Source organism: Variovorax atrisoli, assembly GCF_014195185.1.
GTDB classification, from domain to species: Bacteria; Pseudomonadota; Gammaproteobacteria; order Burkholderiales; family Burkholderiaceae_C; genus Variovorax; species Variovorax atrisoli.
Genome location: NZ_JACIBG010000001.1, coordinates 444,383 through 460,271 on the forward strand (window position 1 = coordinate 444,383; position 15,889 = coordinate 460,271).

Annotated in this window: 16 protein-coding genes; 12 read left to right on the forward strand and 4 right to left on the reverse strand. The window is 67.3% G+C overall.

All coding sequences use genetic code 11. The annotated features are described in order from the left end of the window. The first annotated feature begins 133 nt into the window (after positions 1-133). From FHY06_RS02255 to FHY06_RS02290, 8 genes are all read left to right on the forward strand, one after another. The gene (locus FHY06_RS02255; protein ID WP_184603140.1) at positions 134-1,048 is read left to right on the forward strand and encodes a LysR family transcriptional regulator; all 915 of its coding nucleotides are present in this window, start codon (positions 134-136) and stop codon (positions 1,046-1,048) included. 118 nt (positions 1,049-1,166) lie between these two features. Beyond that, positions 1,167-1,808 (forward strand): peroxiredoxin, encoded by a 642-nt coding sequence (locus FHY06_RS02260; protein WP_019652882.1) that lies wholly within the window; start codon positions 1,167-1,169, stop codon positions 1,806-1,808. A 25-nt stretch (positions 1,809-1,833) separates the two neighbouring features. Next, positions 1,834-2,409 carry an RBBP9/YdeN family alpha/beta hydrolase gene (locus tag FHY06_RS02265; RefSeq protein ID WP_184603143.1) on the forward strand — a complete coding sequence of 192 codons (576 nt, stop codon included), beginning with the start codon at positions 1,834-1,836 and terminating at the stop codon, positions 2,407-2,409. Beyond that, positions 2,406-3,422, forward strand: a complete 1,017-nt coding sequence (locus FHY06_RS02270; protein ID WP_126181671.1) for a sulfate ABC transporter substrate-binding protein — start codon at positions 2,406-2,408, stop codon at positions 3,420-3,422. Before FHY06_RS02265 ends, FHY06_RS02270 begins: the two co-directional genes overlap by 4 nt. Positions 3,423-3,558: 136 nt before the next feature. Then, positions 3,559-4,446 (forward strand): sulfate ABC transporter permease subunit CysT, encoded by an 888-nt coding sequence (gene cysT, locus FHY06_RS02275; protein ID WP_184603146.1) that lies wholly within the window; start codon positions 3,559-3,561, stop codon positions 4,444-4,446. Between the two features lies 1 nt (position 4,447). Continuing rightward, positions 4,448-5,350 (forward strand): sulfate ABC transporter permease subunit CysW, encoded by a 903-nt coding sequence (cysW, locus tag FHY06_RS02280; RefSeq protein ID WP_126181673.1) that lies wholly within the window; start codon positions 4,448-4,450, stop codon positions 5,348-5,350. Between the two features lie 20 nt (positions 5,351-5,370). Beyond that, complete coding sequence (locus FHY06_RS02285; RefSeq protein ID WP_126181674.1) at positions 5,371-6,468, forward strand: sulfate/molybdate ABC transporter ATP-binding protein; 1,098 nt, start codon at positions 5,371-5,373, stop codon at positions 6,466-6,468. After that, complete coding sequence (locus FHY06_RS02290; RefSeq protein WP_019652876.1) at positions 6,465-6,968, forward strand: disulfide bond formation protein B; 504 nt, start codon at positions 6,465-6,467, stop codon at positions 6,966-6,968. Before FHY06_RS02285 ends, FHY06_RS02290 begins: the two co-directional genes overlap by 4 nt. 61 nt (positions 6,969-7,029) lie before the next feature. Here the strand turns inward: FHY06_RS02290 and FHY06_RS02295 are convergent, their stop codons facing one another. Continuing rightward, entirely contained in the window at positions 7,030-7,380 is a 351-nt protein-coding gene (locus FHY06_RS02295) for a hypothetical protein (RefSeq protein WP_184603148.1), read from the reverse strand. A 364-nt stretch (positions 7,381-7,744) separates the two neighbouring features. Here FHY06_RS02295 and macA point away from each other — a divergent pair, with 364 nt between their 5' ends. From macA to FHY06_RS02310, 3 genes are read left to right on the forward strand one after another with little or no spacing between them, the layout of a single operon-like run. Then, positions 7,745-8,923 carry a macrolide transporter subunit MacA gene (macA, locus tag FHY06_RS02300; protein ID WP_184603150.1) on the forward strand — a complete coding sequence of 393 codons (1,179 nt, stop codon included), beginning with the start codon at positions 7,745-7,747 and terminating at the stop codon, positions 8,921-8,923. Beyond that, positions 8,920-10,908 carry a macrolide ABC transporter ATP-binding protein/permease MacB gene (macB, locus tag FHY06_RS02305; protein WP_184603153.1) on the forward strand — a complete coding sequence of 663 codons (1,989 nt, stop codon included), beginning with the start codon at positions 8,920-8,922 and terminating at the stop codon, positions 10,906-10,908. The genes macA and macB overlap by 4 nt, the downstream gene beginning before the upstream one ends. Next, entirely contained in the window at positions 10,901-12,295 is a 1,395-nt protein-coding gene (locus FHY06_RS02310) for an efflux transporter outer membrane subunit (RefSeq protein WP_184603155.1), read from the forward strand. The genes macB and FHY06_RS02310 overlap by 8 nt, the downstream gene beginning before the upstream one ends. Positions 12,296-12,341: 46 nt before the next feature. Here FHY06_RS02310 and FHY06_RS02315 read toward each other — a convergent pair whose 3' ends face one another. From FHY06_RS02315 to FHY06_RS02325, 3 genes are read right to left on the reverse strand one after another with little or no spacing between them, the layout of a single operon-like run. Continuing rightward, positions 12,342-13,118 (reverse strand): glycosyltransferase family 2 protein, encoded by a 777-nt coding sequence (locus tag FHY06_RS02315; RefSeq protein WP_145759242.1) that lies wholly within the window; start codon positions 13,116-13,118, stop codon positions 12,342-12,344. Further along, positions 13,085-13,882: a lysophospholipid acyltransferase family protein gene (locus tag FHY06_RS02320; protein ID WP_019652870.1), complete on the reverse strand. Its 798-nt coding sequence runs from the start codon at positions 13,880-13,882 to the stop codon at positions 13,085-13,087. The genes FHY06_RS02315 and FHY06_RS02320 overlap by 34 nt, the downstream gene beginning before the upstream one ends. A gap of 39 nt (positions 13,883-13,921) precedes the next feature. After that, positions 13,922-15,007 carry a chorismate transformation FkbO/Hyg5 family protein gene (locus FHY06_RS02325; RefSeq protein WP_260309763.1) on the reverse strand — a complete coding sequence of 362 codons (1,086 nt, stop codon included), beginning with the start codon at positions 15,005-15,007 and terminating at the stop codon, positions 13,922-13,924. 126 nt (positions 15,008-15,133) lie between these two features. Here FHY06_RS02325 and FHY06_RS02330 point away from each other — a divergent pair, with 126 nt between their 5' ends. Then, positions 15,134-15,859: a YebC/PmpR family DNA-binding transcriptional regulator gene (locus FHY06_RS02330; protein ID WP_126181681.1), complete on the forward strand. Its 726-nt coding sequence runs from the start codon at positions 15,134-15,136 to the stop codon at positions 15,857-15,859. The last annotated feature ends 30 nt before the right edge of the window (positions 15,860-15,889 follow it).

Here is a 15,889-nt window from a genome sequence, read left to right on the forward strand (position 1 = left end):
CAATCGATCACTTTCTGTATGGCTGTCGGCGCTCAAGGTGGCCGGCGGATGGAAGAATTCTATTTTTCGACCGAGTAATCGATAAGTAGCCAAAATCTGGCTACATCGTTCCATCTGCAGGACAATGGCGGCCATGCAAGACCTCAACGACATGGTTTTCTTCGCCGAAGTGGCCGAGCGCGGCGGCTTTGCGGCCGCCAGCCGGGCGCTGGGCATCCCCAAGTCGCGCCTCTCGCGCCGGGTGGCGGAGCTGGAGGAGCGCCTTGGCGTGCAGCTGATGCAGCGCAGCACCCGGCGGCTGTCGCTCACGCCGGCAGGCGAGATCTACCTGCGGCATGCTTCCGCCATGCGCGACGCGGCCCAGGCGGCGGCCGAGGCGGTGGCCCAGGTGCAGACCGAACCCAGCGGGCTGGTGCGGCTGAGCTGCCCGGTCACGATCGCCCACAGCGGCCTGGCGCAGCTCATGCCTGTGTTCATGGAGCGCTACCCGGCCGTACGCATCGACATGAAGGTGATCAACCGGCCGGTCGACCTGATCGAGGAGGGCATCGACATCGCCTTGCGCGTGCGCCCCGTCATCGAAGACAGCACCGTGCTGGTCGCCAAGACCTTCGGCTACAGCCGCGGCGTGCTGGTGGCGAGCCCGGGGCTGCTGAAGCGATATGGGCCGGTGCAGACGGTGGCCGACCTGGCCAAGCTGCCCACGGCGGCCATGTCGGTCAACGGGGAAGGGCGCGCCGACTGGCGGCTGGAGGGCCCGAACGGCGAGAACGTCGTCCATTCGCACATGCCGCTGTACGTGGCGGACGACCTGGCCACGCTGCAGTACGGCGCGCTGGGCGGTGTCGGCGCGACCATGCTTCCTGACTACATGTGCCGCGCCGACGTGGAGGCCGGCCGGCTGGTGAGGCTTCTGCCGGGTTGGGGCCCGCCGCCGGTGATCGCGCACATGGTGTTTCCGGCGCGGCGGGCGCTGGTGCCGGCGGTGCGGAAGCTGATCGATTTCCTGATGGAGCACCTGCAGAGCGCTGACATGCGGATGTTCTAGCGCGGGGCGGGATCAGCGCGTTATGCGGAAAACGTCATATCCAAACAAGCAGATATTCGTTTGGCATTGAAGCAAGGGTTCGCACAATCCGGGACTCCCATCCAATCCAGGAGCGACCATGGCTACTCTGCGTCTAGGCGACACCGCACCCAATTTCACCCAGGATTCGAGCGAAGGCCCCATCGACTTCTACCAGTGGGCCGGTGATTCGTGGGTCGTGTTCTTCTCGCACCCCGCCGACTTCACCCCCGTGTGCACCACCGAGCTCGGCAAGACCGCGGCGCTGTCGGGCGAATTCGCCAAGCGCGGCGTGAAGCCCATCGCGCTGAGCGTGGACCCGGCCACCAAGCACAAGGAGTGGATCGGCGACATCAACGACACGCAGAACACCACGGTCAACTTCCCCATCATCGCGGACGCCGACCGCAAGGTGGCCGACCTGTACGACCTGATCCACCCGAACGCCTCGGCCACGGCCACCGTGCGCAGCGTGTTCATCATCGACCCGAAGAAGGTGATCCGCACCACCATCACCTACCCGGCGTCCACCGGCCGCAACTTCGACGAGATCCTGCGCGTCATCGACTCGCTGCAGCTCACCGACAGCCACAAGGTCGCCACGCCCGTGAACTGGAAGGACGGCGACGACGTGGTCATCATCCCGGCCATCCAGGACCCGGCCGAGCTGGCCGAGCGCTTCCCCAAGGGCTTCAAGGCCGTGCGCCCGTACCTGCGCATCACGCCGCAGCCGAACAAGTAAAGCGGGCGAGAAAGGCAACGCCGTCATGCAGACCCGCGTCGTGATCGTGCCTGGTTGGCGGGACTCCGGGCCCGGCCACTGGCAGAGCCTGTGGGAGGAGCGCATCCCGGGCGCTGCGCGCGTGGTGCAGGACGACTGGGCTTCGCCCAAGCGCGAGGCGTGGGTTGGCACGCTGGCCAAGCTGGTGCTGGAGAGCGATGGCCCGGTGGTGATCGCCGCGCACAGCCTCGGCTGCATCGCCACGGCCCACCTGCCGGCAGAGGCCGCGGCCCGCATCCAGGGGGCGCTGCTGGTGGCACCCGCCGACCCCGAGCGCCGCGCCGTGCTCTCCGATTTCGCGCCCGTGCCGTATGCCGCGCTGCCGTACCGCAGCATCGTGGTGGCCAGCAGCAACGATCCGTACTGCCCGATCCGCCTGGCGGGCGCATATTCGCGCGCCTGGGGCAGCGAGTTCGTCCGGATGCAGAATGCGGGCCACATCAACATCGATTCGGGGCACGGGGAGTGGCCGCTGGGCCTTGCCTTGCTCCAGTCGCTGACCGACGAGCCCGCCGCATGGTCGGCGGGGCGTGAATTTTCAGAAAACCTGGCAACTACATGACTTCCAGAATCAAGACCTTCGTCGCCGTGCTCGCGCTGGCGTCCTCCGCACTCGCCGGCAGCACCGCCTTCGCCCAGGGCACGGGGCTGCTGAATGCTTCCTACGACGTGGCGCGCGAGTTCTACAAGGACTACAACGCGGCCTTCGTGGCGCACTACAAGAAGGCGACCGGCAAGGACGTGAAGATCGACCAGTCGCACGGCGGCTCCAGCGCGCAGGCCCGCGCGGTGGCAGACGGCCTGGATGCCGACGTGGTGACGATGAACACGTCCACCGACATCGACTTCCTGGCCAATGCCGGCGTGGTCGCGAAGGACTGGAACAAGAAATTCCCCGAGAACGCAGCGCCGACCACGTCGACCATGCTGTTCCTCGTGCGCAACGGCAACCCCAAGGGCATCAAGGACTGGGACGACCTGGTCAAGCCTGGCGTGCAGGTCGTGATCGTCAATCCCAAGACCGGCGGCAACGGCCGCTACGCCTACCTGGCCGCCTGGGGCTACGTCAAGAAGAAGGGCGGCACCGACGCCCAGGCCGCCGAGTTCGTCGGCAAGCTGTTCAAGAACGTGCCGGTGCTGGCACGCGGCGGCCGCGACGCCACCACCGCCTTCCTGCAGCGCAACATCGGCGACGCGCTGATCACCTTCGAATCGGAAGTGGTCTCCATCGACCGCGAATTCGGCACCGGCAAGGTCGATTCGGTCTACCCCTCGATCAGCATCGTGGCCGAGAACCCGGTGGCCGTGGTCGAGCGCACTGTCGCCAAGAAGGGCACCGGCGAGCTCGCCAAGGCGTACCTCGACTGGCTGTATTCCGAGGAAGCGCAGGAAATCGCCGCCAAGCACGCGCTGCGTCCGCGCTCGCAGGCGGTGCTCAAGAAGTACGCATCGACCTTCAAGCCGCTGCAGCTCTTCACGGTGCAGGAACTGTTCGGCAGCCTCGGCGAAGCGCAGAAGGTGCACTTCAACGACGGCGGCCAGTTCGACAAGCTGTACACGCCCGGCGGAAAGTGAAGCACACCCCCAGTCTTCGCGCACTACGTGTCGCTTCGCCAACCCCCTTGCAGGGGGCAGCACCAGCGGCCCGGCAAAGCCGGTTCCGCGGTGTTCCACGAAGTGACCAGCGCTTCAACAACGGACCGTTCTCATCATGAGTGGTGTGACTTCTTCGGCGCTCCCGACCGCGGGAGCGCCTTTTTCGCGTGCCAACCGGGCAAGGGGCGCCAAGCGCGTGCTGCCCGGTTTCCACATCACGCTGGGCTTCTCGATCCTCTACCTGAGCCTGATCGTGCTGATCCCGCTGTCGGCGCTGGTCTTCAAGACCTTCACGCTGAGCTGGGAGCAGTTCTGGACGGCAGTGACCGCGCCGCGCGTGATGGCCTCGTACCGGCTGACCTTCGGCGCCTCGCTGCTCGCCGCCATCGTGAACGCGGTGTTCGGCCTGCTGGTGGCCTGGGTGCTGGTGCGCTACAAGTTTCCGGGCAAGCGCATCGTCGATGCGCTGGTCGACCTGCCGTTTGCGCTGCCCACGGCCGTGGCCGGCATCTCGCTGACGGCGCTGCTGGCCGGCAACGGCTGGATCGGCCAGCTGCTCGAGCCGCACGGCATCAAGCTGGCCTTCACGCCGGCGGGCGTGGTGATCGCGCTGATCTTCATCGGGCTGCCCTTCGTGGTGCGCACGGTGCAGCCGGTGCTGGAAGACGCCGAGAAGGAGCTGGAGGAAGCTGCCACCTCGCTGGGCGCGACGCGGCTGCAGACCTTCACCAAGGTGATCTTCCCGTCCATCGCGCCGGCGCTGCTGACGGGCTTTGCCATGGCCTTCGCGCGGGCCATCGGGGAGTACGGCTCGGTGATCTTCATCGCCGGCAACATGCCGATGATCTCGGAGATCACGCCGCTCATCATCATCGGCAAGCTGGAGCAGTACGACTACGCGGGTGCCACCGCCGTCGCGCTGGTGATGCTGGTCATTTCCTTCCTGCTGCTGCTGGTCATCAACGGCCTGCAGGCCTGGCAGCGTCGCCGTTCGGGGAGCTGACATGAGTGCCCCTTCCAAAGTCGTTCGCCGCGCGCAGGCCGGCACCACCGAAGCCGCCTGGGTGCGCTGGCTGCTGATCGGCCTCGCGCTCGGCTTCATGTTCCTGTTCCTGGTGCTGCCGCTGGCCGCCGTGGCGACCGAGGCCCTGCGCAAGGGCGTCACCGCGTACATCGATGCGCTGAAGGAACCCGACGCCTGGAGCGCCATCCGCCTGACGCTGATCACGGCCGCCATCGCGGTGCCGATGAACCTGGTGTTCGGCGTGGCCGGCGCCTGGGCCATCGCCAAGTTCGAGTTCCGCGGCAAGGCGCTGCTGACCACGCTGGTCGACCTGCCGTTCGCGGTGTCGCCGGTGGTGGCGGGCCTGATCTACGTGCTGGTGTTCGGTGCGCAGGGCTGGCTGGGCCCTTGGCTTGCCGAGCACGACATCAAGATCATCTTCGCCGTGCCCGGCATCGTGCTGGCGACCGTGTTCGTGACCTTCCCGTTCATCGCGCGCGAACTCGTGCCGCTGATGCAGGCGCAGGGCACCGACGAGGAGCAGGCCGCCATCGTGCTGGGCGCGACCGGCTGGCAGACCTTCTGGCGCGTGACGCTGCCCAACATCAAGTGGGGCCTGCTGTACGGCGTGATCCTGTGCAACGCGCGCGCCATGGGCGAGTTCGGCGCGGTGTCGGTGGTGTCGGGGCACATCCGCGGCCAGACCAACACCATGCCGCTGCACGTGGAGGTGCTCTACAACGAATACCAGTCGGTGGCCGCCTTCGCTGTGGCTTCGCTGCTGGCGATCCTGGCGCTGGTCACGCTGGTGATCAAGTCGGTGATCGAATGGCGCCACGAGCGCGAGATGAAGGCCATTGCCGAGCTGCCCCCGGAACGGCCCCCTGAAGCCACGGCGGCCTGAGCCCTGAGAGAGAAGAAATCATGAGCATCGAAATCCGCAACATCAGCAAGCAGTTCGGCGACTTCCGCGCGCTGCGCGACGTGAGCCTCGACGTCGATTCGGGCGAGCTGGTCGCTCTGCTCGGCCCTTCGGGCTGCGGCAAGACCACGCTGCTGCGCATCATCGCGGGGCTGGAGACGGCCGACACGGGCAGCATCCTGTTCTCGGGCGAGGACACCACCGACGTGCACGTGCGCGAGCGGCAGGTGGGCTTCGTGTTCCAGCACTACGCGCTGTTCCGCCACATGACCGTGTTCGAGAACGTGGCCTTCGGCCTGCGCGTGAAGCCGCGCAAGGAGCGCCCGAGCGACGCGCAGATCAAGGCCAAGGTGACCGACCTGCTCAAGCTGGTGCAGCTCGACTGGCTGGCCGACCGCTATCCCTCGCAGCTCTCCGGCGGCCAGCGCCAGCGCATCGCGCTCGCCCGTGCGCTGGCGGTGGAGCCGAAGGTGCTGCTGCTGGACGAACCCTTCGGCGCGCTCGACGCCAAGGTGCGCAAGGAACTGCGACGCTGGCTGCGCCGGCTGCACGACGAGCTGCACGTCACCTCCATCTTCGTCACGCACGACCAGGAAGAGGCGCTCGAGGTGGCCGACCGCGTGGTGGTCATCAACAAGGGGCAGATCGAACAGGTGGGCTCGCCGCAGGAAGTGTGGGACCAGCCCGCGAGCCCGTTCGTCTACGGCTTCCTGGGCGACGTGAACCTGTTCCACGGCCGCGCCGACAACGGCGCGGTGCAGCTCCAGGGCATGCGCCTCGAATCCCCGGAACACAGCGGCGCGCGCGACGCCAAGGCGCGTGCATACGTGCGTCCGCATGACATCGACGTGACACCCTACGCGAGCGGCGCCTCGGGCATCGTCGCCACGCTGTCGCGCGCGATCGTTGTCGGACCCATCGCGCGGCTGGAACTTGAGCCCACGGAATCGAATCCAGATAATCCGGGCTCCGGAACCATCATCGAAGCGCAACTCCCTGCGCAACAGTTCCGCGATCTGGGCTTGAAGGAGGGCGACACCGTCGTCGCCAATCCGCGCAAGGCCAGAGTGTTCGTAGAAGAAGATTGGGTATCTCCTTGATCGATTGGTACTTCGGCGCGCCGCGCCGCGCGTTCGGCTTGATCTGCCTTGCCTGTGTCCTGATGCTGGCCTTCGGGCTCTACCTGCAGCACGTGGTCGGGCTCGAACCTTGTCCGATGTGCATCGTGCAGCGTTACGCGCTGGTGCTGGTGGCGCTGTTCACCGGGCTGGCCGGGGTGTTCCGCAACGTGGGGCTGCGGGTCGTGGGCGGTGTGCTGGCGCTGCTGGCCGCGCTGGGCGGTGCCTATACGGCGGCCTCGCAGAGCTGGCTGCAGTGGTATCCGCCCGAGGTCGTGAGCTGCGGCCGCGACCTCTACGGGATGATCGAGACCTTTCCGCTGAAGCGCGCGCTGCCGATGATCTTCCGCGGCGGTGGCGACTGTTCGAAGGTCGACTGGTCGCTTTTCGGACTGACGCTGGCGAACTGGTCGTTCATCGCGTTCGTGGTTCTGTCGCTGCTGCTGATCACGCTGCTGGTGCGTTCGCGTCGCGCACGCTGAGCGTCTTCTTCAGGCCTCCGGAAGCCGCCCCTTCGAGGGCGGCTTTTTCACGTCGCGAGGCTCAGTTGAACCAGCCTTGGCCTGAGAAGCCGCAGGCCATTTCTTCCAGCAGGCTGCGCCAGTACCAGCGGCTCGCGCAGCTCTCGACCAAAGCGGTATTCACGGGCTGAGCCCTTTCGGGCTTGGCGGCGGGGGCGACAAGGCTCAGCAGGTCTTGCCGGGCCGACACTTCTTCCGCCTTGAGCTTCGAAGCAGGCGCTCCGACGCTGGCGATGACGCCCGCCGACTGCAGCGCGTCGCTGTCCTGCAGCATGTGGGCCGCGCTCGCTGCGCCGCTGAAAGCCAGCAGCGTTGCAATTGCACTACCCAGGGCTGCATTGCGCAGCAGCGTTTTCGACTGTTTGAATTTCATGGTCGCTTCCCCTTAATTGAATGCGTCGGAAAAAAGATGCCCCGGCCGCGAAAAAAGGATATTCGCGGACCATGGCATCTGCTGTGTCGGGCGGCGTGCAATGCACCACCCGATTGCGAATGTAGGAGTCCAATTCGCGGGCACACAGTGCATAAAGTCACGAGCGCGCTGGAGGCCCGCACCACTGTGCGCTCGCTTGTAAGAGGATGGTGTCAATGCACCGCGCGGGGCTTTAAAAGTTCTTCAGCAAAGGCGGCTAGGATCGTGCGAAAACCGCGGAGCTTTCCTGGAACTTCTTTATCGGTGCTGAATTCTTCCAGTAAAACAATCGGCTCCCGGCGCCTTCCCATTCCTTTTCTTTTGCATGCCCAATAATCCGCCCCGGCGATCGCGCAAATACCTCATCGGCATTGCCGTTTTGATCGTGCTGCTCGTCATTGCCTCTTCATGGCTTCGACCGGCGAAGAAGAACGAATACCTCACCGCGACGGTGCAGCGCTCCGACCTCGAGAACGCGGTGCTCGCCACGGGCGTGCTGCAGGCGCTCAAGCAGGTCGAGGTGGGTGCGCAGGTGAGCGGCCAACTCAAGTCGCTCAAGGTGGTGCTCGGGCAAACGGTGAAGAAGGGCGACTGGCTCGCCGAGATCGACCCCGTCATCTCGCAGAACACCCTGGCGCAGGAGCAGGCCAGGCTCGACAACCTGCTGGCGCAGAAGCTGGCCAAGGAGGTGCGCGTCAAGCAGGCCCAGCTCACCTGGACGCGCCAGCAGGAAATGCTCGCGCAGGACGCGGCCGCGAAGCAGGACATGGAAAGCGCCGACGCCGAATTGCGCGCATTGCGTGCCGACGCGGTGTCGCTCGAGGCGCAGATCCGCCAGCAGAAGCTGGCCGTGGCCTCCGCGCAGCAGAACCTCTCGTACACGCGCATCGTCGCGCCCATCGACGGCGACGTCGTCTCCATCAACACGCTCGAAGGCCAGACCGTGGTCGCCGCCTTCCAGGTGCCCACGCTGATGAAGCTGGCCGACCTCTCGACCATGACCGTGAAGGCGCAGGTGTCCGAGGCCGACGTGGTGCGCGTGAAGCCTGGCCAGCCGGTGTACTTCACCATCCTCGGCGACCCCGACAAGCGCTACCACGGCACGCTGCGCGCGGTGCAGCCTTCGCCCGAGAAGATCAACAACGCCGTCTTCTTCAACGCGCTGTTCGACGTGCCCAACCCCGACCGCACGCTGCGCGTGGACATGACGGCGCAGGTGGCCATCCTTCTGGGCGAGGCCAAGCAGGCGCTGACGGTGCCGCTCACGGCGCTGGGTGCGCGCGACAAGGACGGCCGCCAGGAGGTGCGCGTGCTCAAGGCCGACCAGACCGTGGAAACGCGCAAGGTGCGCGTCGGCATCTCCAACAACTTCCAGGCGCAGGTGCTCGAAGGGCTGAAGGAGGGCGACAACGTCATCACCGGCGACGCCTCTGCCGTGCTGGAGCGCGGCGAGGGCGGCGGGGGCGGGGGCGGTGACGGCGGCGGCCGGGGCAAGCCTCAATGACGCAGCCGCTGCTCAGCCTGCGCGGCATCGGCCGCAGCTTTCCCTCGGGCGAGCAGGAGGTGCAGGTGCTGAAGGACGTGAACCTCGACATCGGAAGCGGCGAGATGCTGGCCATCGTCGGCGCCTCGGGCTCCGGCAAGTCGACGCTGATGAACATCCTCGGCTGCCTCGACCGGCCGAGCACCGGCACCTACACCGTCTCGAGCCAGGACGTGGGCACGCTCGACAGCGACGCGCTGGCCGAACTGCGCCGAGAGCACTTCGGCTTCATCTTCCAGCGCTACCACCTGATGCAGCACCTGACGGCCACCGGCAACGTCGAGGTGCCCGCCGTCTACGCCGGCACCGACGGCCAGGCGCGCGACTCGCGCGCGCGCCAGTTGCTCGCGCGGCTGGGCCTGGGCGACCGCACCGAACACCGGCCAAGCCAGCTCTCGGGCGGCCAGCAGCAGCGCGTGAGCATCGCGCGCGCGCTCATGAACGGCGGGCAGGTGATCCTGGCGGACGAGCCGACCGGTGCGCTCGACAGCCGCAGCGGACAGGAGGTGATCGGCATCCTGCGCGAGCTGCATGCGCAGGGCCACACGATCATCATCGTGACGCACGACATGCAGGTGGCGAGCTGCACCGAGCGCATCATCGAGATCGCCGACGGCGTGATCGTGGGCGATCGGCCCAATGTGCCGACGGTGGCGGCGCCAGCTCAAGCGGCTGCGCAAGCAGACGTCGCGGCCCCCGCGGCGATGGCGAAGCCCCGGTTGGACATCGCCCGCTTCAGCACCGGCTGGGCCCGCTTCGCCGAAGCCTTCCGCATGGCCTGGCGCTCGATGATGGCGCACCGCATGCGCACGGCGCTCACCATGCTGGGCATCGTCATCGGCATCACCTCGGTGGTGTCGATCGTGGCCATCGGGGAGGGCGCCAAGCGCTACGTGCTGTCGGACATCCGCGCCATCGGCACCAACACGCTCGACGTGTACCCGGGCCGCGACTTCGGCGACGACAAGGCCACGAGCATCCGCACGCTCATACCTTCCGACCTCGACGCCATCGCGGCCCAGCCCTACGTGCACAGCGTCACGCCCGTGACTTCGCGCAGCCTGCGGCTGCGCTACCGCAGCGTCGACATCAACGGCACGGTGAACGGCGTGAGCGACAGCTTCTTCCGCGTGCGCGACATGCAGATGGCCAGCGGCGCGGCCTTTACAGCCTCCGACGTGCGGCACCAGTCGCAGGTGGTGGTGATCGACCAGAACACCCGGCGCAAGCTGTTTGCCGACGGCACCGAGCCGGTGGGCAAGATCATCCTGGTGGGCAGCCTGCCCTGCACGGTGATCGGCGTGGCGCAGGAGAAGAAGACGGTGTTCGGCGACGGCAACAAGTCGCTCAACATCTGGCTGCCCTACAGCACGGGCGCGAGCCGGCTCTTCGGGCAGCAGCACTTCGACAACATCACGGTGCGCATCCGCGACGACCAGCCGACCAAGGCGGCGGAAGACAGCATCGTCAAGCTGCTCACGATGCGCCACGGCACCAAGGACTTCTTCACCTTCAACATGGACAGCATCGTCAAGACAGCGGAGCGCACCAGCCAGTCGCTCACGCTGCTGCTGTCGCTCATCGCGGTGATCTCGCTGGTGGTGGGCGGCATCGGCGTGATGAACATCATGCTGGTGTCGGTGACCGAGCGAACGCGCGAGATCGGCATCCGCATGGCGGTGGGCGCGCGCCAGAGCGACGTGCTGCAGCAGTTCCTGACCGAGGCGGTGCTCGTGTGCCTGGTGGGCGGCCTGGTCGGCGTGACGCTCTCTTACGGCATCAGCTTCCTGTTCTCGCTCTTCGTCAAGCAGTGGCAAATGATCTTTTCAATGGGCGCCGTGGTCTCGGCATTCTTGTGCGCGTCGCTGATCGGCGTGCTGTTCGGCTACCTGCCGGCGCGCAACGCGGCGCGGCTGGACCCCATCGAGGCGCTGGCTCGTGAGTAGGGCTCGTCTTTCCTCTGCCTTGGTGGGTGTCGCGGTGCTCGCCCTGGGCGGCTGCACGCTGTTCCAGCCCGAGCCGCGCGTGCAGCGGCCGCTCGAGGTTCCGCAGCGTTGGCAGCAGCCGATTCCGCCAGCGGCCACCGGTGCCATGGTTGCGCAGTCGGCCAACTGGTGGATGGCTTTCGGCGATCGTCAGCTCGACCGGCTCATCGACGACGCGCTTCGCACCAACAACAACCTGGCGGCGGCCGGCATCCGAGTCCGGCGCGCGCAGCTTCAGGCGGGCTTGGCGAACACGAACCTCACGCCCGACGTGCTGGGCCAGGCCAGCACCAGCCGAAGCTACGACCTGAAGCGCGGCGGCGTGGCCGGCTCGGCCTCGAGTTCAGCGGTTACGCTGAGCTACGAGCTCGACCTGTGGGGCCGCCTCTCGGCACTGCGCAGCGCTGCCGACTGGGAACTCAAGGCGACCGAGTCCGAACGCGAGGCCGCGGCGCTGTCGCTGGTCGGCACCACGGCGGGCCTCTACTGGCAGATCGGTTACCTGAACCAGCGCATCGAACTGAGCGAGGCGGGCATGGAAGACGGCCGCCGCATCCTCGCGCTGGCACGCGTGAAGTACGCGGCCGGCGCGGTGTCGGGACTGGACGTTGCGCAGGCCGGCCAGAACCTCGCGACCCAGGAAGCGGCCCACACCCAGCTGCTGCAGCAGCGGGTGGAGGCGCGCAACGCGCTGGCGATCCTGTTCGACCCGCCGCCCGAGCCGATGGCCCCGGAGCCTGCGCGGCTGCCCGACATCGCGTTGCCCGCCATCGATGCCGGCGTGCCCGCGAGCCTGCTGGGCCGTCGCCCCGACCTTCGCGCCGCCGAGCAGCGCCTGCGCGGCGCGCTCGCGAACGTCGATGCCACGCGCACCGGTTTCTATCCCGTGCTGAGCCTGACGGGCGTACTGGGCACCTCGAGCACCGCGCTCGGCGAACTGCTGAAGAACCCGGTGGCCACGCTGGGTGCAGGGCTGACGCTGCCTTTCCTGCAATGGAACACGGCTCGGCTGACGGTAGCGGTGTCGCAGACGCAGTACGAAGAAGCAGTGGCGGGCTTCAGGCAGTCGCTCTACACGGCGCTTTCCGAGGTCGAGAACGCGCTGTCGTCACGCACCCAACTTCGCGCAGAAAGCGAAAGCCTGGCGCTGGCGCTGCAGGAGGCGCAACGCGCCGAGCGACTGTCGGAGGTGCGCTATCGCGCCGGCGCGACCGCGCTGCAGCCGGTGCTCGATGCCAAGGACAGGCGCCGTGCCGCGGAGGTGTCGCTGGCGCAGAACCGGCTGAACCAGCTCAACGCGACGATGACGCTCTACAAGGCGCTGGGCGGGGCAGCGACGGCGTCGTGACGAGACCGGACTCCCCCTCCCTGAGGGCGAGGGAACAGGACATCCATCAGTCCTGGAACGGCGGCTTCTTCGCCAGCTTGCGGAACAGAAGCAAAGGCAGGCGCAGCACGAACTCGACCATCAGCCGCGCGTGCATCCAGGTCAGCAGCACGTTGTCGCGGCCGTAGCGGAAATGCGAGACGCCGCCTTCCTCGGCCGTCAGGTACTTCACCGGCGCGTCGATGTTGACGGGCTTCACGCCGCGCCATGCCAGCCGCACGACGGCCTCGGTATCGAAGTCGAAGCGGCGCATCCAGGGCTGGCGCTCCATCACCGCGATCAGGTCGGCCACCGGATACACGCGAAAGCCGTAGAGCGAATCGCCGACGCCCGCGAACAGGGTCTCGAGCTGCGTCCAGCCGTTCGACACGCGCCGCCCGCGCACACGCAGCAGCGGTGCGCTGGCGTCGAACACCGGGCGGCCGAGCACCATGGTCTCGGGGCGCAGCAGCGAGGCCTGCATGAAGGCGGGAATCAGGTCGGCCGGGTGCTGGCCGTCGGAGTCCATCGTCAGCGCGTGGGTGAAGCCGGCTTCCTGCGCGGCGCGCAGGCCGTGCAGCACGGCGGAGCCCTTGCCCTGGTTCTGAGGCAGAACCCACACGCGCAGGCCCGGGTCGCTCTCGGCCATCTGCTGCAGGCGCTCACCGGTGCCGTCGTCGCTGCCGTCGATCACCACCCACACCGGGTTCCACTGCGCGCGCGCGGCGGCGACCGTGGAGAACAGCCGCTCGCCGGTGTTGTAGCTGGGGATCAGGACAAGGTGTGTGCGCGAGGCGTCTGGCATTCGGGGGACGCGTCGGTGGCGCGCTGCTCCATGTTTTGTCGGAAGTATTGTTCGAGTTCGGCCTGCAGCACGTCGCTGTCCTGCGTGGGCGCGAAGCGCTTGCCCAGGCGCAGCGTGAAGACGATGGGCAGCGGCGGCACGCGCCACAGCGGCCAGCCCTTGGCGAGGTAGGGCGAGTCGGTGTCGATGAACACCGTTTGAATGGGCGCCTGCGCCAGCTTGGCGATCAGCGTGGTGCCGGGGCGGAAGGGGTTGAGCGGCGGCGTCACCGTGCGCGTGCCCTCGGGGAAGATCACCAGCTGCCCGCCGTTGCGCAGGTCGTTCACAGCCAGGCGCACCATCGTGCGCGCCGACTTGTTGCTGATGTAGCGCGCCAGCCGGGCGCCGGCGCCCAGGAAGATGTTGCCCATCAGGTCGGCCTTCATGATGCAGGCGCTGCGCGGCAGGCGCGCCACCAGCAGCAGGGCGTCGAGCATGGTCGGGTGGTTGGCCACGAAGATCACGCCGGGCTCCTTGCTCATCGGGTCGAGGCAGGTGGCGTCGATGCGCATCATGCCGGTCACCGAGGCCAGCCACCAGAACATGCGGTAGGCGAAGGCGATGGTCATGCGGCCCAGGGCGCGCGCCGGCGCCGCCGGCATCACCGGATGGATGAGCATCGCGAAGATGTTCCAGACCAGCGAGATCACGCCGAGGAACAGCAGCAGCGCATAGAGCATCAGCGCGAGCGGGATCGATGCGAGAAATCTCAGCACGCGGGTCATTGATCGGTCAATCGAGCGGAACGGCCGGGCGAAAGCCGGTCAGGCCCGCAACTGCCCCGCGGCGACGGCATGGGCCTCGATCTCGACCAGCAGGTCGCTGCGGCAGATGTCCGCCTCGAGGTACACGGCGTGGCGGGCCATCGGCGCGTCGGAACCCAGCGTTTCCTCGATGATGGCGCGCACCGTGGCGGTGTCCGACGGATGCCGCACGTAGACCACCGAATCGAGCGCGGAGAGAGAGAACTTCGCGCTGCAGCGCGCGTTGGCCGCCTCGACCACCGCCTGCAGGTTGCGCAGCGTTTCTCGCGTCTGCTCCTGCACGTCGCCGTGGTGCACGGTCTCGTGTCCCACGATGCTGGCGGTGCCCGAAATGAAGAGGGCGATGCTGCCGCCGCCGATGTCGGCCAACGCGGCGCGCGAGAAGGTCGGCGAGCGCGGACCGTAGGTTTCGGGATAGCGGTAGGCCGAGACCTGCCGCGGATTCTCGACCGGCAGCGGCGCGCGCTGCCCGGCCAGGAAGCGGATCGAGAGCGCGCCCTGGTGGATACCCAGCGCGCAGGCGGCCGGTGCGCCCTCGAAGGCGGCGCGTCCGGCTTCGAGGAAGGCTTCCTGCCGGCCCAGGTTGAACTGGCGGTAGCGCTCCAGGCCCCCGCCGTCGGCGTTGATCTGCGGCAGGTAGTTCCAGATGCGCTGCAGGTGCGGCGTGCCAGCCTGGTCGAGCGTCTTGAACAGGTCGCGGTAGGCGCGGTGCGCGAGTTCGGCCAGGCCCTGCTTCTCGGCGGATTCGTCGAGATCGATGGCGCCGAGCAGCCAGTGCCCGTCGGTGCGCCAGCGAGCGATGCCGGTGGTGCCCGACTCGATCCGCGCGCCGCTGGCGTGCCACACGTCGGCCATCGCGCCGCCGTCCGAGAGCACGCGCGCATTGACCGTGGGCATCCAGGCCACGCCGTGGGGCGTGCCGTAGCCGAGGGCTGCGAAAGGGGCCTCGCCGTCGTCCGCGAGCGCCAGACTGGCTGCCAGCGACATGCGCTCGACGCGCAGATGAGGCTCGTGGCGCTGCGGCAAGGGGGCGTGCTGCGACGGGTTGTCGGGATTCCCGGGCCCGACGGAAGGCGATGGCGTCATTAAACAATTATCACCAAAAGCCCCGGCCCGAATTCCAGCGGGCGGAGCCGGCGTTGTGTGCGCCGGACAGTAAACTCGGGGCTGCTCGGATTGACACAGAAACACAGGACAGCGAGATAGAAAGCCATGGCCGGACACAGCAAATGGGCGAACATTCAGCACCGCAAGGGCCGCCAGGACGAGAAGCGGGGCAAGCTCTGGACCCGCGCCATCAGAGAAATTACGGTGGCCGCCCGCGCCGGCGGCGCCGACCTGAGCGGCAATCCCCGGCTGCGGCTGGCGGTTGAAAAGGCCAAGGCGGTCAACCTGCCCATCGACACCATCAAGCGCAACATCGACAAGGCCACCGGTAACCTCGAAGGCGTCAATTACGAAGAGATTCGTTACGAAGGGTACGGCATCGGCGGCGCGGCGATCATCGTCGACACCATGACTGACAACCGGGTGCGCACCGTGGCCGAAGTTCGCCACGCGTTCTCCAAGCACGGCGGCAACATGGGCACCGAAGGCTCGGTGGCCTTCCAGTTCAAGCACTGCGGCCAGATCATCTTCGCCCCGGGCACGAGCGAGGACAAGGTGATGGAAGTGGCGCTCGAGGCAGGCGCGGAAGACGTCGTCACCGACGACGACGGCGCCATCGAGGTGATCACCTCCGTGGCCGACTTCGAGGCCGTGAAGAACGCGCTCGAAGCCGCCGGCCTGAAGCCCGACGCCGCCGAAGTCACCATGCGCGCCGAGAACACGGTCGAGGTCACCGGCGAAGACGCCGCAAGAATGCAGAAGCTGCTCGACGTGCTCGAAGACCTGGACGACGTGCAGGACGTCTATCACAACGCCTCGCTGTCCGAGTGAACACGAGCGCCCGATGCATGTTTGTTGAAT